General features: G+C 31.8%; 19 protein-coding genes. 6 read left to right on the forward strand and 13 right to left on the reverse strand.

Annotation, left to right across the window (positions count from 1 at the left end):
- Positions 1-37 precede the first annotated feature (37 nt).
- The 6 genes from H8K90_RS09635 (at position 38) to H8K90_RS09660 (ending at position 13,035) form a co-directional block, all read left to right on the forward strand.
- A complete protein-coding gene (locus H8K90_RS09635; protein ID WP_186845752.1) occupies positions 38-7,726 on the forward strand; it encodes a BspA family leucine-rich repeat surface protein in 7,689 nt (2,562 codons plus the stop codon).
- 4 nt (positions 7,727-7,730) lie between these two features.
- Positions 7,731-8,663 carry a PorP/SprF family type IX secretion system membrane protein gene (locus H8K90_RS09640; RefSeq protein ID WP_186845753.1) on the forward strand — a complete coding sequence of 311 codons (933 nt, stop codon included), beginning with the start codon at positions 7,731-7,733 and terminating at the stop codon, positions 8,661-8,663.
- A gap of 103 nt (positions 8,664-8,766) precedes the next feature.
- Entirely contained in the window at positions 8,767-9,351 is a 585-nt protein-coding gene (locus H8K90_RS09645; protein WP_186845754.1) for a nucleotidyltransferase family protein, read from the forward strand.
- Between the two features lie 38 nt (positions 9,352-9,389).
- On the forward strand, positions 9,390-9,851 hold the full coding sequence (locus H8K90_RS09650; RefSeq protein WP_186845755.1) for a (2Fe-2S)-binding protein: 462 nt from the start codon (positions 9,390-9,392) through the stop codon (positions 9,849-9,851).
- A gap of 11 nt (positions 9,852-9,862) precedes the next feature.
- Positions 9,863-12,022, forward strand: a complete 2,160-nt coding sequence (locus H8K90_RS09655) for a xanthine dehydrogenase family protein molybdopterin-binding subunit (protein ID WP_186845756.1) — start codon at positions 9,863-9,865, stop codon at positions 12,020-12,022.
- Positions 12,023-12,204: 182 nt separating this feature from the next.
- Positions 12,205-13,035: a universal stress protein gene (locus tag H8K90_RS09660; RefSeq protein ID WP_186845757.1), complete on the forward strand. Its 831-nt coding sequence runs from the start codon at positions 12,205-12,207 to the stop codon at positions 13,033-13,035.
- A 50-nt stretch (positions 13,036-13,085) separates the two neighbouring features.
- Here H8K90_RS09660 and H8K90_RS09665 read toward each other — a convergent pair whose 3' ends face one another.
- From H8K90_RS09665 to H8K90_RS09725, 13 genes are all read right to left on the reverse strand, one after another.
- Positions 13,086-13,721: a hypothetical protein gene (locus H8K90_RS09665; protein WP_186845758.1), complete on the reverse strand. Its 636-nt coding sequence runs from the start codon at positions 13,719-13,721 to the stop codon at positions 13,086-13,088.
- A gap of 14 nt (positions 13,722-13,735) precedes the next feature.
- Complete coding sequence (locus H8K90_RS09670) at positions 13,736-14,185, reverse strand: hypothetical protein (RefSeq protein WP_186845759.1); 450 nt, start codon at positions 14,183-14,185, stop codon at positions 13,736-13,738.
- Between the two features lie 64 nt (positions 14,186-14,249).
- Positions 14,250-14,702 (reverse strand): Hsp20/alpha crystallin family protein, encoded by a 453-nt coding sequence (locus H8K90_RS09675; protein WP_186845760.1) that lies wholly within the window; start codon positions 14,700-14,702, stop codon positions 14,250-14,252.
- A 188-nt stretch (positions 14,703-14,890) separates the two neighbouring features.
- Positions 14,891-16,264, reverse strand: a complete 1,374-nt coding sequence (locus tag H8K90_RS09680; protein WP_186845761.1) for an MBL fold metallo-hydrolase RNA specificity domain-containing protein — start codon at positions 16,262-16,264, stop codon at positions 14,891-14,893.
- 10 nt (positions 16,265-16,274) lie between these two features.
- A complete protein-coding gene (locus tag H8K90_RS09685) occupies positions 16,275-17,117 on the reverse strand; it encodes an ATP cone domain-containing protein (protein ID WP_186845762.1) in 843 nt (280 codons plus the stop codon).
- A 66-nt stretch (positions 17,118-17,183) separates the two neighbouring features.
- Complete coding sequence (locus H8K90_RS09690; RefSeq protein ID WP_186845763.1) at positions 17,184-17,591, reverse strand: hypothetical protein; 408 nt, start codon at positions 17,589-17,591, stop codon at positions 17,184-17,186.
- 12 nt (positions 17,592-17,603) lie between these two features.
- Entirely contained in the window at positions 17,604-18,458 is an 855-nt protein-coding gene (locus tag H8K90_RS09695; protein ID WP_186845764.1) for a universal stress protein, read from the reverse strand.
- A 59-nt stretch (positions 18,459-18,517) separates the two neighbouring features.
- Entirely contained in the window at positions 18,518-19,351 is an 834-nt protein-coding gene (locus H8K90_RS09700) for a universal stress protein (RefSeq protein ID WP_186845765.1), read from the reverse strand.
- 74 nt (positions 19,352-19,425) lie between these two features.
- Positions 19,426-20,271, reverse strand: coding sequence for a universal stress protein (locus H8K90_RS09705; protein WP_186845766.1), 846 nt, complete (start codon positions 20,269-20,271; stop codon positions 19,426-19,428).
- Between the two features lie 17 nt (positions 20,272-20,288).
- Positions 20,289-21,137, reverse strand: coding sequence for a universal stress protein (locus H8K90_RS09710; protein ID WP_186845767.1), 849 nt, complete (start codon positions 21,135-21,137; stop codon positions 20,289-20,291).
- A gap of 138 nt (positions 21,138-21,275) precedes the next feature.
- Positions 21,276-21,578, reverse strand: coding sequence for an HPF/RaiA family ribosome-associated protein (locus H8K90_RS09715; protein ID WP_186845768.1), 303 nt, complete (start codon positions 21,576-21,578; stop codon positions 21,276-21,278).
- Between the two features lie 222 nt (positions 21,579-21,800).
- Entirely contained in the window at positions 21,801-22,187 is a 387-nt protein-coding gene (locus H8K90_RS09720; RefSeq protein WP_186845769.1) for a hypothetical protein, read from the reverse strand.
- Between the two features lie 12 nt (positions 22,188-22,199).
- On the reverse strand, positions 22,200-23,039 hold the full coding sequence (locus tag H8K90_RS09725) for a universal stress protein (RefSeq protein WP_186845770.1): 840 nt from the start codon (positions 23,037-23,039) through the stop codon (positions 22,200-22,202).
- Between the last annotated feature and the right edge of the window lie 9 nt (positions 23,040-23,048).

Consider the following 23,048-nt stretch of genomic DNA (forward strand, 5'->3'; position numbering starts at 1 on the left):
TAAATCTTGTAAGTTTTAGATAAGACCAACATAAAATATGAATAAAAACTATATTTTAATTTTTGCACTTATATTTTTCTTAAATGCTTATACACAAGATTTTAGTGCTATATGGAATACTGCTCATACCGAAAACAATTCTACGTTAGACAACCAAATAGAAATCCCTACAAACCCAGCATATACCTATAATTATAATGTAGATTGGGGTGATGGTATCACCGATTCTAATGTTACTGGCAACATTACTCATACTTATGCTTCTTCAGGTAGCTACACAATTAATATTTCAGGAACATTTCCTCAGATATATTTTAACAATACAGGAGATAAATTAAAAATTGAAGAAATTCTTAGTTGGGGAACAATACAATGGCTCAGTATGGAAAATTCATTTTGGGGTTGTACCAATTTAAATTTCGATGCTATTGATGCTCCAGATTTATCACAAGTAACGAGTTTACAGAACATGTTTAGAGAATGTTCTTCATTTAATGGTATTGTAAATAACTGGAGCACTAATACAATTACCAATATATCTGGAACGTTTGCTTATGCTATAATTTTTAATAGGCCTTTAGACAATTGGAATGTAAGCTCCGTTACTGATATGTCAGAAACGTTCTTACAAGCCAGAATTTTTAATGAACCTTTAGATAGCTGGAACACTTCTTCTGTTACAGATATGAGTGACATGTTTAACGCTACTTACGACTTTAATCAAAATATAAATAATTGGAGTGTTAATCAAGTAACTAACATGGAACGCATGTTTGCCAATGCAATTAATTACAATTCTCCAGTAAATAACTGGAACGTAGCAAATGTTACTACCATGCGTGAAATGTTTGAAGATGCAAGAATTTTTAATCAACCTTTAGATAATTGGGATGTAAGTAACGTAACTGATATGTCTGGTATGTTTGATGATGCCGAAGATTTTAATCAACCCATAGAAATTTGGAACGTGGCAAACGTTACAACCATGGAGAATATGTTTAAAGAGGCAACAGATTTTAACCAACCACTTAATAACTGGGACGTTGGTAACGTAACTACAATGAGTTACATGTTTGAGAGAACAACCACATTTAATCAACCATTAAATAATTGGGATGTTAGTAGTGTTACGGATATGAAAAACATGTTCGATGGTATTTTTGGTTTAACTCCATTCAATCAACCATTAGATAATTGGAATACTGCCAATGTAACAAACATGAGTTATATGTTTAGACGATGTGACTTTAATCAACCAATAGAAAATTGGGATGTAAGCAACGTCATTAACATGTCTGGAATGTTTAATTATTCACCAAATTTTAATCAACCATTAGAAAATTGGGATGTTTCTAGCGTTACAAACATGTCTAGTATGTTTAATGCTGCTATACAATTTAATCAACCATTAAACAATTGGACTACAACAGCACTTACTAATATAAGTACAATATTTTTTAATACACCTCTTTTTAACCAACCGCTAGATAATTGGGACGTAAGTAATGTTACTAATATGAATAACGCGTTTAATGGTGCTGCAACTTTTAATCAAAACCTTGGAACTTGGAATATTACTAATGTCACTAACATGACTAACATGTTAAGTAACTCTAACCTTACTTTAGAAAATTACGACAATACTCTCATAGGTTGGGCAGCTCAAAGTGTACAAAATAATGTCTCATTAGGAGCTCTTTCGCTTACTTATTGCGACAGTTTAAATGAAAGACAAGACCTTATCGATAATCATAACTGGACTATTACTGGAGACAGTGTGGATTGCTCTTATGTAATTTGTACAAATATAGTTTCTCCAATAGATGGAGACCTTAACGTACCAGCAAACTCAAACATAATTTGGGATCCTGCACCAAATGCAACAGGTTATTACGTAAGCATACGTCGAGAAGATGATATGGGTAATGTATTACAGGTAATTTTTGACAATGAAGATGTTGGTAACGTGGTAAGTGTCACTTTTACTAACGAGTTTCTACCTGGTGATAATGTATATGTGACAGTAATACCTTATAATGAAGAAGGGCCAGCTGTTGGATGTGAAGAAATATATTTTAAAACGGTCGAAAGCTGGGTTAATAGTCCTGATGCCTTTAAACTAACTTACGATACACAACTTCAATTTAGCAATCAAACAACACCAATTAACCAACTTAAACTTCAAACAAGATCTGGAATAATTTATAATTTCTCTATTGATTGGGGAGATGGGCAATATGATAATAATGTTACTGGTGATATTACGCATACCTATTTAAATCCAGGTATATATACAATCAGTATTATAGGAGATTTTCCGGCACCAAGACACGAAGAATTTAATAGCGATTCATACAAATTGTTATCTATTGATCAATGGGGAACACAGGTATGGGAAAGTATGCAAGGAGCATTTGCTGGTTGTACCAATATGGAATACATGGCTACAGACATACCCAATCTTTCTAATGTTACGGATATGAGCAGAATGTTTATTGTCTGTAGAAATTTTGATGGTAATATCAATAATTGGGATGTTAGCAATGTTACTAATATGTATGGAATGTTTGGAGTTGCAGAAATTTTCAATCAACCGCTCAATACTTGGGACGTAAGTAATGTCACTAATATGTCATTAATGTTTTTCAGAACCGATTTGTTTGACCAAAATATTGATAATTGGAATACAGCCAATGTTACAAATATGTATAGAATGTTTGAAGATGCAGAAGCTTTTAACCAAACAATAGATAGCTGGGATGTTGGTAATGTTACTACTATGGAAAGTATGTTTAAGCGTGCCACTGCTTTTAATCAATCTTTAAATAACTGGAATGTTAGTAGTGTTGAAAGCATGGAAGATATGTTTGAGTCTGCTACAGCTTATAATAGTGATATAAGCAATTGGGATGTTAGCAATGTAACTACCATGCAAAGTATGTTTAGTTCTGCTAGTGCTTTTAATCAACCCATATCTCTATGGGACGTTAGTAATGTGCTTAACATGAGTCAAATGTTTACAAGTGCTACAAACTTTAATCAACCTATAAATAATTGGAATGTTAGTAGTGTTGTTACTACCAGTTATATGTTTTCTTCTGCAACTTCTTTTAATCAACCTTTAGATCTTTGGGATGTATCCTCAGTAACTAATATGTCCGGAATGTTTAGAAGTGCGTCATCATTTAATCAAAATATTAATAATTGGAATGTTACTAATGTTATAACTACCGCTAATATGTTCGAAAATGCTATTGTATTTAACGAACCTTTAGATCAATGGGATGTTAACTCGGTAGTAAACATGAGTTCTATGTTTAAAGGTGCAACCATTTTTAATCAACCCATAGATAATTGGGACGTAAGTGCGGTTGCAACGATGTCTTCTATGTTTGAAAATGCTACAAGCTTTAATCAACCATTAAACTCGTGGGATGTTAGTTCTGTAACCCTTACCGACGCTATGTTTAAAGGTGCAACCGTTTTTAATAATCCAATAAACAATTGGGATGTAGCCTCTGTAACAAATATGTTGTCTATGTTCGAAGATGCTATTGCATTCGATCAACCATTAAATAATTGGGATACAGGAGAGGTTCTTAACATGCAACAAATGTTTAAAGGAGCTACTTTATTCAATCAAGATATTGATGCTTGGGATGTATCTTTTGTTACTACAATGGAAGAAATGTTTAGAAATGCCACAACCTATAACCAAACTATGAATAGTTGGAATGTGGCTTCTGTTGCAACAATGGAAGGAATGTTTGAAGATGCAATAGCATTTAATAGTGAAATAAATAGCTGGAATGTGCGAGGTGTATTAACAATGAAAAATATGTTTTATGGAGCATCTGCATTTAATCAAACATTAAACAACTGGCGTGTTACAGGTGTACAAAGCATGGAAAACATGTTTAGAGATGCCATCTCATATAACCAATCTATGGATGCTTGGAATATTGGTACAACAAACATGCGAAGTATGTTTAGAGATGCTTCTTCATTTAATCAAAACCTAGTCGATTGGGATATTAGTAATATTACAAATGCTACTAATATGCTAGATGACACAGCATTAACTAGAGAAAACTACGATGCTACATTAATTGCTTGGTCAGAACTCACATTAACTCCTGGACTTACATTAGGTGCAGACTCATTGCTTTACTGTGATGCATTGCAACAACGACAGTCTATTATAGATAATTTTGGTTGGACAATAATTGGAGACATTTTAGATTGTCCAATTCCAGAATGTACCCAATTAGTTTTACCATTAAATGGAGCAACAGATGTCCCCGTAAATACCAATTTAACTTGGGAAGATGTACTTTTTGCAAATGGTTATAAATTAGAAATTACTATACAACCTAGTGGCACTGTTATTAATGAAACCTTAGGTGATGTAACCGTGTATGAATTTGATACGGATTTTACTGGTGGTGAAACCGTTTATGTAACCATTATTCCTTTTAACGATAATGGAGATGCTATAGGACCTTGTACTGAAGAAAGCTTTACAATATCAAGTGATCCTGCAACCATTCCAGATTGTACAAATCTTACTTTACCATTAAATGGTGATACTGAAGTTGAAGTTAATACAGATATTAGCTGGTCACCTATTACCAATGCTAACGGCTATAATCTAAATGTCGTTACTAATCCTGGTGGAATTATAATTGTGAACAATGAAGATGTAGGAAACGTAACAACGTACGATTTTACAACAGACCTACCAGAAGAAACTCAGATTGACGTTACAATAACACCATATAATGATGAAGGTAACTCTAACAATTGTACAACAGAAAGCTTTACCACACAAACCATTCCTCGTGCACCACTATGTACAACTATAAGTAGCCCTGTTAATAATGAAATAGATGTTGCTATAGATACCAATATTACTTGGAATGCAGTTGCTGATGCAACGGGTTATTTAATTAGTATAGGTACAACAAGTGGTGGAATTGAAGTGGCTAATAGTATCGATGTTGGTAATATGACCACTTATAATATTCCTAATGACCTTCAAAATAGTAGAACATATTACGTTACTATTATTCCATATAATGCTACTGGTGATGCAACAGGTTGTAATGAAGAAATCTTCACAACCGAAGACCCAATCTCAACAAGTCCGGTTTGTACAAATCTATCGAGTCCTGTTAATGGAGCCACAAATATTGCATTAGATTTAAATCAAATCACTTGGGATATTGCTACCAACGCAACGTCATATAGAATAACAATATCTGGTACAGCAAATAATGATATTACCAATTTTGAAACCACCGACACCTTCTACAATTTCGCTAATACTTTTGTAAATGGTGAAGTTGTATCTGTTACAATTATTCCGTTTAATGCTACTGAAAGTGCTACAGGATGTACTACTGAAAGTTTCACAATAATCCCTGAAACGCCTAATTGTACTACTTTGTCTAGTCCTTTAGATGGAGCAACGAATATTGCTACAGACTTAAACCAAATTACTTGGAATACTATTGCAAATGCAACAAGCTACAAAGTAACTATTACTGGAACAGCCAATAATAATGTCACAGATTTTGAAACAACAGATACCTTCTACAATTTCGCCAATACATTTATAAATGACGAAGTGGTAACTGTAACTATAGTACCAATTAACCAAACTATTGAAACTACTGGTTGTACTTCTGAGAGCTTTACTATAATTCCTGAAACACCAAGTTGTACAGCACTTGCAAGTCCTTTAGATGGAGCAACGAATATTGCTACAGACTTAAACCAAATTACATGGAATTCAATAGCAAATGCAACAAGTTACATAGTAACAATAACAGGTACAACGAACAACGATATTACTGATTTCGAAACAACCGACACCTTCTACAATTTCACAAATACATTTGTAAATAGTGAAGTCGTCTCCGTTACTATTATTCCAATAGACGGACCTGTTGAAGCTGCTGGTTGTACTACTGAAAGTTTCACAATAATCCCAGAAACGCCAACTTGTACTAACTTGTCTAGTCCTTTAGATGGTGAAACTAATGTTGCTGTAGATTTAAACCAAATCTCTTGGAATGCTGTTGCAAATGCAACGAGCTATAAAGTAACTATTACTGGAACAGCAAATAATAATATCACAGATTTTGAAACAACAGATACCTTCTACAATTTCGCCAATACATTTATAAATGACGAAGTGGTAACTGTAACTATTATTCCAGATAATCAAGGTGTTGAAGCTTCTGGTTGTACTTCTGAGAGTTTTACAATAATTCCAGAAATACCAGATTGTACAACACTTACGAGTCCTTTAGATGGAGCAACAAATATTGCTACAGACTTAAACCAAATTACATGGAATGCTGTAACTAATGCAACAAGCTATAGAATAACAATATCTGGTACAGCCAACAACGATATTACCAATTTTGAAACAACAGATACCTTTTACAATTTCACAAATACATTTGTAAATAGTGAAGTTGTCTCCGTTACTATTATTCCAATAGACGGAACTGTTGAAGCTGCTGGTTGTACTTTTGAAAGTTTCACAATAATCCCTGAAACACCAACTTGTACTAACTTGTCTAGTCCTTTATATGGTGAAACTAATGTTGCTGTAGATTTAAACCAGATCACTTGGAATGCTGTTGCAAATGCAACAAGCTACAAAGTAACTATTACAGGAACAGCCAATAATAATGTTACAGATTTTGAAACAACAGATACCTTCTACAATTTCGCCAATACATTTATAAATGACGAAGTGGTAACTGTAACTATCGTTCCAGTTAATCAAGGTGTTGAAGCTTCTGGTTGTACTTCTGAGAGTTTTACAATAATTCCTGAAACACCAGATTGTACAACGCTTGCAAGCCCTTTAGATGGCGCTACAGATATTGAAACAGATTTAAATGAAATCACTTGGAATTCAATAGCAAATGCAACTAGTTATAAAATAACAATATCTGGTACAGCAAACAACGATATTACTGATTTTGAAACAACAGACACCTTCTACAATTTCACCAATTTATTTTTAAACAATGAGATTGTAACTGTAAAAATTATTCCTTTAAATGGAATCGTTGAGGCAGTTGGTTGCGCTTCAGAAATATTCGAAATTGTAAAAACACCAATCTGTACAGAACTTCTTAGTCCATACGATGGTGAAACAGATGTAGCTATAGAAACTGACTTAACATGGGAATCTATTTCAAACGCTGAAGGCTATATTTTATCTGTAGGCACAGTATCTGGTGGTACAGATATTGTAAATAATTTAAATGTAGGTTTCACAACATCTTATAGTTTCAATGATGATTTACAAAGTATAACAACGTATTACGTTTCCATCATTCCTTATAACATAAACGGAGAAGCTGAAAATTGTTCAGAAAGTCAATTTACTACTTTATTAGTTCCAAAAAATGATGTGAAATACGGATTTTCACCAAATGGAGATGGTACTAACGATTTCTGGCACATTGAAGGCATAGAAGATCATCCAAATAACACAGTAAGTATTTATAATCGATGGGGAGATTTAGTTTTTCAGATTGATGATTATAATAATACATCTAATGTCTTTAGAGGAGTTGCAAATAAAAAGACAAAAATGGGTGCAGGTAAACTACCAGATGGCACCTATTTCTTTCAATTTTCAATTAGCGGAGAGCATAATTTTAAAACATTAGAAGGTTACGTTGTTATAAAAAGATAATTAGATGAATTTTAGAAGAAAATTAATAATTACAGCTACAATCATTGGATTAACAACGTTTTTGTTAAATACTGTAGCTGCGCAGCAAACACCTTTGTTTTCAGAGTATAATTACAATCCATTTATTATAAATCCTGCTTATGCCGGACTTACACCAAATACGGAATTTTCCATTAGCAATTCTGGGCATTTTAACGCATTTGAAGGTAGCCCAAAAAGTTTTGCATTTAGTGGACATGGCTCTACGAACAGAAAAAAAGTAGGTCTTGGTCTTGGACTTATTAGTGATCAAATCGGAGTAAGTACATCAACTAGCTTCTTTGCTGCTTACTCTTATAAAATATTCTTTGATTTTGATAGTGATCGTCCTTATTGGCAAAACTATACGCCTGGCGTGTTGTCTTTTGGAATTTCTGGGGGATTGCAGCGATATTCGGAAAATCTAACAGAACTTGGAATTGTAAATGACGATGTATTTGCAGAAGATATCAATGCTATGGTCCCAACTATTGGCTTCGGTTTTCTTTTTAATCATAGCTCTTTCTATGTTGGATTTTCGTCTCCAAATGTTTTAGGCGATGCTTTAGTTTCAGATAAAAGTTTTAATATCACCAATACATATTATGGCTATTTTGGATATCGCTTTTTTAACAATCGCTTTAAGGATTTAATAATTAAACCAAATATTTTATTAAAACATCAGCAAGGTGCACCATTACAAGCAGATATTAATATCGCTGTAAGTGTTAGAAACAAATTTGAAGTCGGAGCTGGTTATAGAACTAGCAATTCTTATAACGTGTTAGCAGGCCTCTATTTGTTTAATAACTTCAGAGTTATTTATAACTATAATATCGCCACAAATAATTCACCATTAGGAAATACTCATGGCTTTATCTTAAGTTATCAAATGAAAAATGGATATAGCAATGATTAGGCTCGCTCTAAAGCTTGTCATTTATATCAAATAAACTTTTAAGAAAATCTTGTAAATTTTTCAATTAGAATTTCAATAACTTTAGCATACACAAAATGACTAAATGAATATTGCAATTTTAATCCTCGCAGCAGGTAGCTCATCTCGTATGGGAGTTGCTAAACAGTTATTGCCTGCTGGTGACACGACACTCCTTGGAATTGCCATTAATAATGCACTACAAACTAAAGTCAGAAACATCTATTGTGTCCTAGGTGCTAAAGCAGATGAAATTCAAAATTCTATAAAAGTCAAAGACATTGAATTTATTATTAACTCTGACTATAAAACAGGTCTAAGTTCTAGTATTAAAAAAGGAATTAATCATTTACAATCTCAAAATTATGATGCTATTTTAATGACGTTAGGAGATCAACCTTATGTTGATTTTAACATTTTGAATGAAATGATTAACGTCTTCAAAACTCAACCTCATAAAATAATAGCCTCAGGATATGGTGAGAAAGTTGGTATACCTGTAATTATTCCAAAACACTATTATCAAGAATTTTTGAAATTAACAGGAGATAAAGGTGCTAAACAATTCTTAAATAATAACACAGAACAAATCGTGGTTTTTAATAATGAGCATTTAATGGATATTGATACTAAAGAAGACTATGAAAGTTACTTAAAATCAATTATTTAAAATAAAAACTTTAACTTTAGAGTAATTAAATAAAGACTATGGCAAGCTATAATTTAAAAATAAACGGAAAAAATGTGAACGTCGTTGCAGACACAGACACTCCTCTACTCTGGGTACTCAGAGACGAACTCAATTTAGTAGGTACAAAATTTGGTTGCGGCATTGGGCAATGTGGTGCATGTACAGTACATATTGATGGCGTGGCAACACGTAGTTGTCTATTACCAGCTTCGCGATTAGAAGATTCTGAAATTACAACAATTGAAGGCTTAGCAAATGATAAAATGCATCCTGTACAAGAAGCTTGGAAAGAGCTAGATGTGCCGCAGTGTGGTTATTGCCAAGCCGGACAAATAATGACAGCAACTTCGTTTTTAAAGCAAAATCCTAATCCAGATAATGAATCTATTAGAAATGCTATGCATGGAAATCTTTGTCGTTGTGCAAGCTATAATAGAATTGAAAAAGCAGTTGCCTTAGCTGCTAAAAAAATGTCTTAAGTTGATATACTATGAAAAAAAACAACAAAATAACATTTAGCAGACGTAATTTTATAAGAACATCTGCTCTTGCCAGCGGAGGACTTTTAATTGGCTTTAATTTTTTAAACTCGTGTAAAGAAGCCGCCGTTCCACCAGTTGATGTTTCGCAACTCAACTTCAATGATTTTAATGCATTTATAAAAATCGCTAACAATGGATATGTCACGATATTTTCTCCAAACCCTGAAATTGGTCAAGGAGTAAAAACATCCATGCCAATGCTTATCGCCGAAGAATTAGATGTACCATGGGATCATGTTTCTGTAGAACAAGGCGCTCTAGATACAGAAAATTTTCAGAGACAAGTTGCGGGTGGTAGCCAGTCTATTCGTTTTGGTTGGGAAGCATTAAGACAAACAGGTGCTACTGCAAAACAAATGCTGGTAAATGCTGCTGCTGCTAAATGGGGAGTTGATGCGTCAACTTGTAAAGCTTCAGATGGCATTATAAAAAATGCTAACGGTGACAAATTAGGTTATGGTGATGTTGTTAATGAAGCTGCTGTATTAGAAGTTCCCGAAAATGTAACTTTAAAAGAACCTAAAGACTTTAAAATAATAGGTAAAGATGCTATCAATGTAGATATAGATAAAATCGTAACAGGAAAACCATTATTTGGTTTAGATTATACTGTTGAAGGAATGAAATACGTATCGGTTGCACGTCCACCAGCATTTGGTCAAAAGATAAATTCCTTTGACGCTACTGAAGCAAAAGCCGTTAATGGAGTTTATGACGTTGTACAACTTGGAGATAAAATTGCTGTCTTAGCATCTAATACTTGGGCTGCAATGAAAGGAAAAAAAGCCTTGAAAGTTGAATGGAAAAATGATGGCACTCTAGAAAGTACAGCTAAACATGATAAGGAATTAAACAAAATCTTAGGCGGCAATAATTTAGATGTACGTCGTGAAGATGGAAACGTAAAAAAAGCATTTGCCGAAGCAGATAAAGTTATTGAACGCACCTACGAATCACCATTTCTACCGCATAATTGTATGGAACCAATGAATTTCTATGCAAACGTTACTGATGATAAGGTACATCTAGTAGGACCAATACAAACACCAGCTGGTACAGCTAGTAGAATTGCAAAACTCATAGAAAGAAACCCAGAGGAAATTCATTTAGAAATGACTCGAATGGGAGGCGGTTTTGGTAGACGACTCTACGGAGATTTTGCATTAGAAGCTGCCGAAATTTCTAATATTACCAAACAACCTGTTAAAGTTGTATTTTCTAGAGAAGATGATATGGCTGCAGGTATCTATAGACCAGCTATAAAATACAGAATTAAAGCGTCAATTAAAGATGGAAAAGTAACAGGTTATAACCTACGCGAAGCGGCAATCAACTCTAATATGTATGGATTAATTCCTAATTTCTTTCCTGCTGGCGCCATTGAAAATTATAAAGTTGAATCTGGAAATTATAGAAGTAATATTACAACAGGAGCATGGCGTGCGCCCTACACTAACTTTTTAGCTTTTGCAGAACAAAGTTTCTTCGATGAGTTAGCAACAGAATTAAATATTGACCCAATACAATTAAGATTAGATTTATTAGCAAATGTAGAAGATGGAAAAGATCCTTCTATTGAGTATTCTGCAAAAAGAATGATAGACACCATTAAACTCGCTAAAGCAAAAAGTAATTGGGGAAAAAGCAATAATGGAACTCATCAAGGATTTTCTGCCTATTACAGTCATAACACACATGTGGCTGAAGTGGTCGATATAATTATGAAAGATGGTATGCCATCTGTTGAAAAAGTAACAGTTGCGGTTGATTGTGGAATTGTTGTAAATCCTACAGGAGCTAAAAACCAAATTGAAGGTGGTGTTATTGATGGAATTGGCCATGCTATGTATGGAGATTTTTCTTTTGAAAATGGAAAACCTCAAGATGTCAATTTTAATACCTATCGCTTAATTAGAATGAAAGAAACTCCTATAGTTGAAACTTATTTTGTTAAAAACGAGTTATCACCTACTGGTTTAGGAGAACCAGGACTTCCTCCTGCAGGTGGCGCTTTGGCAAATGCTATCAAAGCTGCAACTGGTGAGATTTTAACAAAGCAACCTTTTTTAAAATCCTTAAAGAATCTAGAAACTAATTTAAAAACCTAGAGTTTAAAATATATTCTAATAAAAGAGCCAAGTATAAATTACTTGGCTCTTTTATTGGTTTTAATATTACACACCACCATTCAGAATATTTATTGACATGTACTAACCACATCTAAATCTTGATTAATATCATGTTTAAGCATTTTTTTTTGATTTAAATTTATAATCTACAATAAAATAAGATGAGAAACATATTACTACTTACCGATTTTTCGAAAAATGCATTAAACGCCATACATTATGCAATCAACCTTTATGGAAGCAAATGTAAATATTACATTCTTCATGTAAAGCGTTCAACTTCATATACTACAGATGATATCTTAACCGCTGGAAATGAAAGTATTTACGATTCAATCTTTAAAAACGATAAAAATGAATTAGAAAGTGTAGTAACAGATTTAAAAAACAAGTTTCAACCAACAACATTGAATATTGAAACTATTATGGATTTCGATGTGTTAACAGATGCTGTTAATCAGGTTGTGAAATCAAAAAATATAGATTTAGTTGTTATGGGAACAAATGGCGCTACTGGTGCCAAAGAGGTTATATTTGGAAGCAATACCATTAACGTTATACGAAAGGTTAATTGCGATACACTCGTTATCCCTGAGAATTTTGAGTATAGAAAAATAAAAGAAATTGTTTTGCCTCTAGATGCTTTAGACTCTGTTATCGGCCAACCTTTTTCTCGAATTCTTGAATTTGTAAAAAGTTACGAGAGTAAATTACACCTTTTAAGAATTAACCAAAATGGAAGTATTCCTAACTCACAACTTAGCGATAAAGAAGGTATAAATACACTTTCTAAAGAAATGTCGTATAGTTATAACATTATAAATAATATCCCTATGCATTACGCTGTGAGTGGATTTATTCAAACACAAAACATAGATTTAATGATACTTATAGAGCAAAAAGAATTAATGTTCGAGCGATTTTTTATGGGATCTACAACTACCAAAATTGGTAATAACCTCACTGTTCCTCTTATGGTATTCCACAGCTAAAAAGCTAGAATAGACTAACTTGTGAAGAAATCTGTTAATCCATTAAGATTTTATTCAATCTTGGCTATAATTTGTTCTTCCTCCAATACTTCAACAGCTAATTTAACATAATCCTTAACTGTCTTTTTAATGGCTCTAGGATCTGCTATATTAATGTACCCTTTCCAAATAAGCTGCCTTGCTTTTGTTGGGCAAATACAATAAATTGAGGTTTCTGCATTATAGATAGTGTATTTTTCAATGTTATTGGGATTATAATAACTCTCTTCATACATTAAATAATCATCCTTAAATTGTCTATAGGTTTGCTCATAGGATTTAAAATTTAATAAGTAGCGACTCTTATTTTCAATACCGATTATTTTCGTTAGGATAATTGTGTCGTAACCTTCTTTTGTGAGTTTACTTTCTAAATTTTCTAACTCAGCCTCAGTTAATATTTCTGTTTGAGAAGTAGTATCTAGAATAATATGACCCATCATTACTTCATTGCCTCTAAGTTCTAACTCCTTCTTTAAGGCCATCTCAAATTCTTGCTTAGCCACTTCATCTGAAGTTAAGCCAACCACTAAAACTTTATATGGGTCGTAAATACCAATATCTGGATTCTTCCAACTATCCACTAATCTTGCTGAAGAACAACTTGTTAAGATTACAGAAAATATAAGTAGTGTGATTTTTTTCATGGGTTTATTTTAACTTATTTTCTATCTAGTAATCTCCTATTCTTTTCATCCTTTTTAATCGTCTTAATAATATCAAAAAGTTGCTTTTTTAGCATTATATAATCTTTTTTGAATTGATTTACCTCCACGATTATGCCTCTATGTTCTTTTTTGTAGGCCTCTTCTTGCTTAGGCTGGTCTATGCCATCTAACATTATTTCTAATTCATTTTCATGCACTTTTAAAGCTTCAATTAAAAGATTGTTCTTTTTTTGTGATCTATTTATGGCATCAATGATTTCTTTATTGTGCGAAAATTTTTCTGGATCAATCATCTGTAAGGTGTATGATTTTATAAGATCCTCGAAAAACAAATGTTCATCTCTTATAAACCTTAACTCAGATAACCAATCTTGAGAATGTTTGTGCATTTCCTCTGCACTTAACCACTCTATATAGCGCGCTTGTGTTTGTATCGTTTTCATAATATCTATTTTAAATAAAAAAGCAGAAAGTAGTCCTTAACACTACCATCTGCTTTTGTAATTGTTAAAGAACTTCAATAACCTTTTTAGTTGTTTCTTTAACTTCTTCTTTTTTCTGAAGATTTAGCTTTAGAATACCGTTTTCATAACTTGCCATAACATCCTGATCCGTATTTACAGTTTTTGGAAGTTTCAATGATCTTTTAAACGAATTGTAACTAAATTCTCTGCGAGTGTAGTCCTCTTTTTTTTCTTCAGATTCTTTCTGTTTTTCACCGCATACTTTTAGCATATTGTCCTCAATGGTGACCTCAAAATCCTTTTTAGAAAATCCTGGTGCTGCAAATTCAATTTCAAAATCATCCTCATGTTCTTTTACGTTCATTGCAGGCATTAAACTGTCTTCTTCAAAAAAGTCATCGTTAAAAAAATCATCACTGCTTAAAAAGCTTTTTAAGCTATCATTATTCCAGGAAGGGAATAATCTGTTTCTGTTGTTAAATTTAATAAGTGACATAATTTTAAATTTATTTGATTAAACATTTTATCTATTATAAAATTAAATCACTGAACAAGAATATAAAATGATAAATATCAGCTTAATAGCATAATTTTAAATTGAATTTAAAACTTTTTTAAACTACCTAGTAAGCAGCTGTTTTTGGGCTAATTCTTAAACTTTATATATTACTATTGTCATAGTTTTTATACTATTTCTTTATACACATCTGCTAATTTAGGGATTGTAGCATTCCAATTAAACTCATCTTTTAGTTTCACTCTAAATGCATCTAACGCTGTTGGTTCTCCATGAATTAGAAATACTTTTTCCGGACTATTTTTTATATCACTCAACCAATTCAATATATCTTGTTGATCTGCATGAGCAGATAAGCTTTCAACACTTTTTATTGTCGCTTTTACGGGATAATATTTACCAAAAAAGCGAATTTCGTGAGCACCTTCTAACAATTGTCTACCTCGAGTGCCTTCGGCCTGGTAACCTACTAATAAAACTGTTGTAGAAGGTTCGACTATCATTTGCTGTAAATAAGTTAAAACACGACCTCCAGTAACCATACCACTGCCTGCAATAATAATTTTTGATCGCCTATCGTCAATGGTTTCCCATGTCTCCTTATAAGATTGAATAATATTTACATGATTACACATAGCGCTATAATCTTCCATAGATAATTTATGCCATTTAGGGTATCGTTTAAAAACATCCAAAACATTATTACCCATAGGGCTATCTACAAAAATTGGAATATTTGGAATTTTATTTTTCTTATAGAGTTGCCACAGTATAAACATTAAGGTTTGTAAGCGCTCAACAGCAAAACTTGGAATTATAAGATTCCCCTTTTTGTTTATAGTTTCTAAAATGATTTCTGATAATAAATCTTCAATGTTTTCTTTAGGATGCAACTTATTACCATAAGTACTTTCCACAAATAAAAAATCTGCCCACTCTGGTCTTTTAGGATCATTTAATAAATAATCGTTTTGTCTACCAATATCTCCAGAGAATACAAATCGTTTTCCATTAATATCTATTTCAATGAAGGTGGCACCAATAATATGTCCATTATATTGAAAACGATAAGATATATGATCTGATAGCTGAATCCATTTATCTTCTAATTCTACTTCGAACATTTTTATGGTATTCTCTGCCTCTGAAACTGAATAAAAAGGAACTGCAGGACTATGTTTTGTATACCGTTCTTTGTTGGCTTTTTCAGCCTCTTCTTCATGGATTTTTGCACTATCTCTTAAGATAATTTCTGCTATAGCTAAAGTTGGAGCTGTACCAATTATTTTACCAGAAAACCCTTGTTTTATTAAGCGAGGCAAATAACCTACATGATCTAAATGACCATGAGTAAGCAAAACAATATCTATAGATTTTACATCTATTGGAAGGTTATCCCAGTTTAACATTCTAAGGTCTTTTAAACCTTGAAACATACCACAATCAACGAGTATATTTTTTTCTGAAGTCTCTATTAAAAACTTTGAACCTGTTACTACACCTGCAGCACCTAAGAAGTTGATTTTTACAAAATAGTCCATATTTTTTGTTTTAAGCAGTACATAGTTGAGAAACCTCATTTAGAATCTTCCCCTTTCTAGTTTCAGAAATTCCTAAATGATCTAAGAAAAATTTGTCGTTCAACAATTCTCTACACAAAACTACATCTCTACTTAGCAGAAACTGTTTTTCTCTATTTGTAAGTAATGTAGACACTGTAATTGGGTATAATCCCAATCGGTCAATCCTATCTTTTAAACCATTATTTAATGGATAATCCCAACTTAACAAATACAAACCACAACAATTACCATAGTCTAATGCATCTTTGGTAAACCTTGTATTGGTAACTACCCAACCTTTATTAAGTTGTGTTTTTTGATTTTTCTGCGGATACCAATTTTCTTTAATATCACGATAACGCGAATTGATATATAGCGGTATTTTCACATTACAGTTTAGCCCTTGCTCACCATGAAATTTACATTCAATTATGGTTGTTTCGTCGTTTTTTTGAGCTATAATATCTACTTCGTGTGATACGCATTTTCCTTGTAATAAGGAGCCTACTTCAGTTTCATAACCAGAATATTTTAAAATTGCGCTTACAAAACGTTCAAATGGAAAACCAGTAGGCCCAAGTTCGTATATTGCTTTTTTGAGCTTATACTTTGAAGCCAAATGACTTTTATTTTTTTTAAGTAGTGAAAAAGCCCTATTATAAATTTCTTTGGTTGATATTCCTTGATAAAGCTCGTCTCTTACTGTGTCCAGAATGTTATTAATAATAGATTGGCTCGCACCAGTTCTTTTTAAGGAAGTTCTTAATTTATCTAGTGAAAATTTCACCTTATCGCCAGAATATTTTATGATTTCTATATTTTCAATTTCCATACTTATAATTTAAAAATCTGACAAAATCAAAGACGATTATAACAGCCTTAGTTGGCTAACTAATATTTATTTCGACTTAAAAAAGTCTCTAACCCAAGCTTTTACTTGATTATCCGTCATACTATCTGCTTTTTCCACAGCTTTTAGTTTGGTGCTCAAAGCGTTATAGTTTTCATGTAATTCTTTGGCAAAACGCTCATTAGTTTCGGCAGGCCCAAATATGACTAAGGCATCACTATTTTCTATTTTAGGGATGATGTTATGAAAATAGCTTTTCATTTGATGTTTTTCACGCTCCAAATATTTACTATCCTGAACCACATCTTGAGGACCTCCTTTAAGACGTGTACCAGAGCCTCCATGAATACGAAAGTGATCTAAATTAGACGTTACAGTTTCGAATTTTTCTTGCTCATTTTCTAATGTAACAATTAAGGCTTTATCCTTATCTAACCAAATACCTGTTTGTTTCATAATTTTACGGTTTTAATTTCTTAAATCATGCATCACTAGTATCGGAACTTTAGAATGAAATGATATACTTTTCACTAAAGGATCAGTTAAAATACTTCCAAAAAATGCATGTTTTTTATTAATAAATGCTACCATATCACTATCACGACTCTCAACAAAAATGTTTATGGCGGTTTCTACCGAATTATGCGACAGGAAATGGGTTTTATGTTTTGTTTCACCTAAAATTTCTTCAAGCAATTGCTTGTTTTCTTTTTGCTCTTTGCTTAACTCATCTGCTTCTGAAACATGAAGCACAATTACTGTGGCATCAGATTTTTTAGCAATCTCTGTGAGATATATTAATTCTCTTCTTTTATAATGTGTTTTATAGCTAGTAGGAAATACAATCTCTTTTGGCATTATAGACTTTGCATTGAGCGGCACAACTATTACAGGACAGTTTCGTACTTTTTCCATAACGTATGTTGCAGTACTACCAAATGCTGTAGCTCTTGAGTAAGTTTCACCTTTCGTGCCCATAATAACCATTTCTATATCCTTTTTTTCAACTACATCTTTTATAGCTTCTAGAGTATTGTTAAATACAGAGATGGTTTTAAAGTTGTGTTTGGGGTTTGGATCTACCGTCATTGTAATCATATCTTGAATTTTTGCCAAACCATCTTCTGAATTTCGCTTGGCAGTTTCATATAGTTCACTACCAGGCTCCATATTCATTAGGCTTTTCATTAAATTGCTTGTAGCAGAAAAAACATTCAGCAAATAAAAATCACAAGAATCATTTTTATATAATTGAATTGCATATCGTAATGCTTTATTGGCATTTTTAGAAAAATCTGTTGGTATTAAAATTTTATGTCTCATGGCCTAATTTTTAATAATTTAAAGTTATGTCATCTCATAGGTTATTTAAATGACATTCATCAGCTTACACAAGGAATTACTAAAAAAGGAACTGTGGGATGAAATCCAATTTTCTTTATTATGGGTTCTTTTACTAAACTTTCAATAAAACTATGCTTGTAATTAATCATAACAAGTATATCAATGTTAAGCTCTTCAATGAAGTCATTGATTTCTTGGGTTTTTTTAGCGTAATCTGGCATCCAATGAAAACTATATTCATAGTTTTTTAAATATGTTTTTAGCATTGTGTAATTGTAGTCTTGCAATTTTGTCAATTTTTCTTCCTTGTTGATATGAACAATTCTTATCTTAGAATTATAGAGTTCTGCTAGTCGTTTTAACGGAAGTATTTCTTGGTCATAAAAACGATTAAAACCAGTAGAGAAAGCAATTTGTTTTGGTTCTTCAAAATCAAACTCATCTGGTACTATTAATACCGGACAACGGCTCACTTTTTTTATTATATTAACTGTATTACTGCCAAATAGAAACTCTTTAGCGCCTGTTGCTCCTTTAGTACCCATTACTACTAAATCTATATGGTGCTTATCTAAAGCACTATCAATGGCATCGTCTAAACTAAAACTACTTAGTAAAATTTCGAATTCGTGATTAGCATTTGCATTACTATTTACTGCCATTTCCTTTAATTCTTTTAAATCTTTCATGGCATTATCTGACATAGTGTTTAGTAATTTATTTGAAATACTAGACATTGTAGAAATTTTCATTTTTAGAGAATGCAGAAAATAGAATTTACACTCTTCATTGGCATATAGTTTTAATGCATAAACAGCAGCGCTCCAGGCATTATCTGAAAAATCTGTGGGTAATAGAATATTTTTTTTCATGTTTACATAGCTTTTATTATACAGTAAATTACTGCTTTCTTTTAGGATAAAACATGATATAGATCAGTTTGAACCTATGATTGAGATGGCATAACTAGAAATGGCACATTTAAATGGAAACCAATTTGATTAATGGTATTTTTAAAAAATAAGTTTTCAAAAAATGAGTGCTTATTATTTATCATTACCAAAAGATTTATCTTATGTTTAATCTGAAATTCATTAATGGCATTCATTAAATTCATGGTTCTAACATCATGAAATAAATAAGCAGAATCCTTAAACATTGCTTTTAATTTTGATTTATTTCTTTTCTGTAAGTCCGTAAGCTCATATCCTGTAGAAACATGCATTGTATTTAATCTAGCATGATTAGTTTTTACTAATTGCTTTAAAATTTTGAGTTCAGAATGTTTGTATGAGGCTTCGAGATCTGTTGGGAATAAAATTTCGTGTGGTGCTTCAAATTCAAAATCGGATGGAATTGCCAAAACAGGGCACTTAATTTCCTTAAATACATGCACCGTATTTGAACCAAATAAGACTTCTTTAGCACCAGTAGCCCCTTGAGTGCCCATAACTACAAGATCTACATCATAGGTTTCTATAAATTCTTTTATACCTGCAATGAGGGTGTCAAATCTTGAGTATGTTTCAAACTTATGATTTGGATTATCACCAAACTTATCGTTAATGTTTTGGTTAATTTTATTTAAATTATTTTGAGATGTACTTCTTACGGCATCACCAAGACCAAATTGTGCTGGATATCCTAGCACGTATTCCACGTTATAGATTACAGGTGTGTAGGCATTAAATAAATGAAAAGTACATTCTTCATCTTTAAATAATTGAATTGCATAAGTAATTGCATTCCATGAATTATCTGAAAAATCGGTGGGTAAAAGAATATGTTTCATAATATTAGTTTTTAATGTTAAAATCGAGCTGTATTTTGCATAGCTAACAAAGGTATTTTTAACCCAAGGCTTACCTTATCGATATTAGAGGGAAACAACATATCTTCTAAAAATGAGTGTTGCGTATTTACCATAGTGAGTATATCGATGTCTTTTTCTTCAATATAGGTTTTAATAACGTCTGCAATTTTCTTACTTTCTTCGTGGTAAAAGTTTACATCGTTTTCACTTAAGGCATCTTCAATAAATGACTTATTATCTTCTTGTCTGATAGAAAGTTTTTGACTTGTAGAAACATGCAAAACATTAATCTTACTCCTATAAGGTTTTGCCAAAATAGAAAGCAGTTTAAGCTCTCGACGCTTATAAGGCATCATAAAATTTGATGGAAATAATATATTTTTAGGTTGTGTATTGGTATAATTAGAAGGAATAGCCAAAACAGGACACTTTACATATTTTAAAACTTGAAACGTCTGACTGCCAAAAACAATATGTCGCTCATCTGATTTACCTTTAGTACCCATAACTATTAAATCTATGTTTTTACCATCTGCAATAAGATTTGCTTCTTCGACTAGCGTATTGTATGCAGATATTGAATGAAAGATAAACCTAGGATGAGGAGCTATTTTTTTAACCTTACTTATAAGGTTTTCTAAATTAGCGTGAGATTCATTTCTTATATTATCTAAAACGTCATTAAATACTTCACGTGAGGTTAAATCATCATGGTCATAAAACTCATTTTGATATGCATGCATAAAGTAGAACGTCGTTCTTTGGTATTTAAAAAATTCTAGTGCATATTTAATAGCATTCATAGAATTTTCTGAAAAATCCGTTGGTAATAGAATAGATAGCATAATAATAGTTTTTTGGTTTCATTGTTAAATTTAATCTCTTAAAAACTTAAAAACTATGATATATATCAGACAGAAATTATTGCTGTCTTTTCAATATTTAGACGGGAATTATGTATAAATTTTAATCTGTAAACATTATTACAGATAAGGTTTTAGTATTCCTTTTCTTTTTTCTAACTGTTTTTGCAAATCGCTAATTGTGTTCTTTACAGCTAACTCATAATTTTTTTCATTAGAAGCTGCAAATATCCTTGGACCATTAACGCTTAATTCTATTTCACAAATTTTACCATTACCTTTTGGGTCGTTTTCCTTTTTAAAAAACACTTCTGCGTTAATCAGTGTATCGTACTTTTTATTTAAACTTTTAAGTTTCTTTAATGTATAATCATCAAGAGTTTCACTTGTTTTTAAATTAACAAATTGAATACTAGTTTTCATGTCTTATTTTTTTATTGTTATACCTCCAAATTTATCTTAATTACGATGTTAATGAAATGATATTTGTCATCTATGAATTAACTTAATCAAGCTAGATTTTAACTATTGTATTTATATATCAAAAAAAACATCCAACTGAAATTAGCTGGATGTTTTTAATGGTTAATAGCAAAAGAATTTAAGTCTTCATATTTAAATTGCGGTATCTCATTTTATATTTTTTTATAGCGGTATAATACTATAGACTACATTAAGCAAAAAAATACCAACGAAGAATAGTAGTGTATAAATGACTTGTACCATTTTTATATTAATAATTTCTAGCCATTTAACCGTTAGTTTTGGAAACATAAATAAGGCCAATCCTAAAAACAATGATGACCAACCAATAAGTGTAATAATCAATGTGTAGTTTGGCTCCCAAATGTTATGGAACAACACATTTAGCAATCCAACAATAATGGCCATAAAAGAAAAGATGATTAAAAATTTTTCATCTTTTAAATCGTTGAATATTTGTTTTATACGCTTTGGGTTAAGGCTTAATATTAAAAAGAAAATAATTAGATACCATCCCCAAAATTGTGCTAAAAATATAGAACTGTCCATAGTATTAATAATTTATTCGTGTAATACCAAAAACGGAATTTCCGTATGGTAGGTTATTTTTTCTACTTTAGAATGAAATAATATGCTTTGAAAATAATTTAAGTTTTTAGCAACCATTGCAATTAAATTAATATTTCTACTTTCTACAAAACATTGTATTGCGTCTTCTACTTTTCTATTAGTTAGAAAATGAAAGGTTGGTTGATATTCTTCAAAATAATCGGTAAGTAAATCTTTACTTGCCAGCTCATCGGTATTTAAAACACTGTCTTTTTTATGTATATGAAGTATCCGTAGATTAGCTTTTAAAGTCTTTAAAATATCCGTTATGGGCTCTAATGTCTCTAAATGATAAGATAGATTAAAATCCGTAGGAAAAGCTATTTCCTTTAGTGGTGAGTATTTTGCATCTTCTGGTACAACTAAAGTGGTGCAATTAACCTTTGTAATTACATCACCTGTATTGCTTCCTATAATATATTTTTTAAGACCCGAAGCTCCTTTAGTTCCCATAACGATCATATCTATTTTCTTTTCTTCGATATGTTTTCTAATGGATTCTAGCAAAAAAGCATATTCCGTTATGGTATAGAAATTATGCTTATTATTAGTAATATGGTTTTCGCTAATTTTTTTAAGTATTGCCCTTAATCTAGTTTTAGAGGGCTTTATATATAGATCATCAATTTGATCTGCTGTTGGGATATAACTGCTATCTCCTGCCATAAAATTATCTATCCTATTCACATATAAAAGATAGAAATTACACTTTACTGGTTCAAAAAAATCTATGGCATAGGAAATAGCATTCCATGCATTTTCTGAAAAGTCTGTTGGTAATAAAATATTCATCGTTTAAGC

It is taken from the genome of Winogradskyella echinorum (genome assembly GCF_014297365.1).
GTDB lineage: Bacteria > Bacteroidota > Bacteroidia > Flavobacteriales > Flavobacteriaceae > Winogradskyella > Winogradskyella echinorum.

What these genes read in the sequence shown, in the direction of transcription:
- H8K90_RS09635 (WP_186845752.1), top strand. Translation starts at nt 38, where the DNA reads ATGAATAAAAACTATATTTTAATTTTTGCACTTATATTTTTCTTAAAT.
- H8K90_RS09640 (WP_186845753.1), top strand. Translation starts at nt 7,731, where the DNA reads ATGAATTTTAGAAGAAAATTAATAATTACAGCTACAATCATTGGATTA.
- H8K90_RS09645 (WP_186845754.1), top strand. Translation starts at nt 8,767, where the DNA reads ATGAATATTGCAATTTTAATCCTCGCAGCAGGTAGCTCATCTCGTATG.
- H8K90_RS09650 (WP_186845755.1), top strand. Translation starts at nt 9,390, where the DNA reads ATGGCAAGCTATAATTTAAAAATAAACGGAAAAAATGTGAACGTCGTT.
- H8K90_RS09655 (WP_186845756.1), top strand. Translation starts at nt 9,863, where the DNA reads ATGAAAAAAAACAACAAAATAACATTTAGCAGACGTAATTTTATAAGA.
- H8K90_RS09660 (WP_186845757.1), top strand. Translation starts at nt 12,205, where the DNA reads ATGAGAAACATATTACTACTTACCGATTTTTCGAAAAATGCATTAAAC.
- H8K90_RS09665 (WP_186845758.1), bottom strand. Translation starts at nt 13,721, where the DNA reads ATGAAAAAAATCACACTACTTATATTTTCTGTAATCTTAACAAGTTGT.
- H8K90_RS09670 (WP_186845759.1), bottom strand. Translation starts at nt 14,185, where the DNA reads ATGAAAACGATACAAACACAAGCGCGCTATATAGAGTGGTTAAGTGCA.
- H8K90_RS09675 (WP_186845760.1), bottom strand. Translation starts at nt 14,702, where the DNA reads ATGTCACTTATTAAATTTAACAACAGAAACAGATTATTCCCTTCCTGG.
- H8K90_RS09680 (WP_186845761.1), bottom strand. Translation starts at nt 16,264, where the DNA reads ATGGACTATTTTGTAAAAATCAACTTCTTAGGTGCTGCAGGTGTAGTA.
- H8K90_RS09685 (WP_186845762.1), bottom strand. Translation starts at nt 17,117, where the DNA reads ATGGAAATTGAAAATATAGAAATCATAAAATATTCTGGCGATAAGGTG.
- H8K90_RS09690 (WP_186845763.1), bottom strand. Translation starts at nt 17,591, where the DNA reads ATGAAACAAACAGGTATTTGGTTAGATAAGGATAAAGCCTTAATTGTT.
- H8K90_RS09695 (WP_186845764.1), bottom strand. Translation starts at nt 18,458, where the DNA reads ATGAGACATAAAATTTTAATACCAACAGATTTTTCTAAAAATGCCAAT.
- H8K90_RS09700 (WP_186845765.1), bottom strand. Translation starts at nt 19,351, where the DNA reads ATGAAAAAAAATATTCTATTACCCACAGATTTTTCAGATAATGCCTGG.
- H8K90_RS09705 (WP_186845766.1), bottom strand. Translation starts at nt 20,271, where the DNA reads ATGAAACATATTCTTTTACCCACCGATTTTTCAGATAATTCATGGAAT.
- H8K90_RS09710 (WP_186845767.1), bottom strand. Translation starts at nt 21,137, where the DNA reads ATGCTATCTATTCTATTACCAACGGATTTTTCAGAAAATTCTATGAAT.
- H8K90_RS09715 (WP_186845768.1), bottom strand. Translation starts at nt 21,578, where the DNA reads ATGAAAACTAGTATTCAATTTGTTAATTTAAAAACAAGTGAAACTCTT.
- H8K90_RS09720 (WP_186845769.1), bottom strand. Translation starts at nt 22,187, where the DNA reads ATGGACAGTTCTATATTTTTAGCACAATTTTGGGGATGGTATCTAATT.
- H8K90_RS09725 (WP_186845770.1), bottom strand. Translation starts at nt 23,039, where the DNA reads ATGAATATTTTATTACCAACAGACTTTTCAGAAAATGCATGGAATGCT.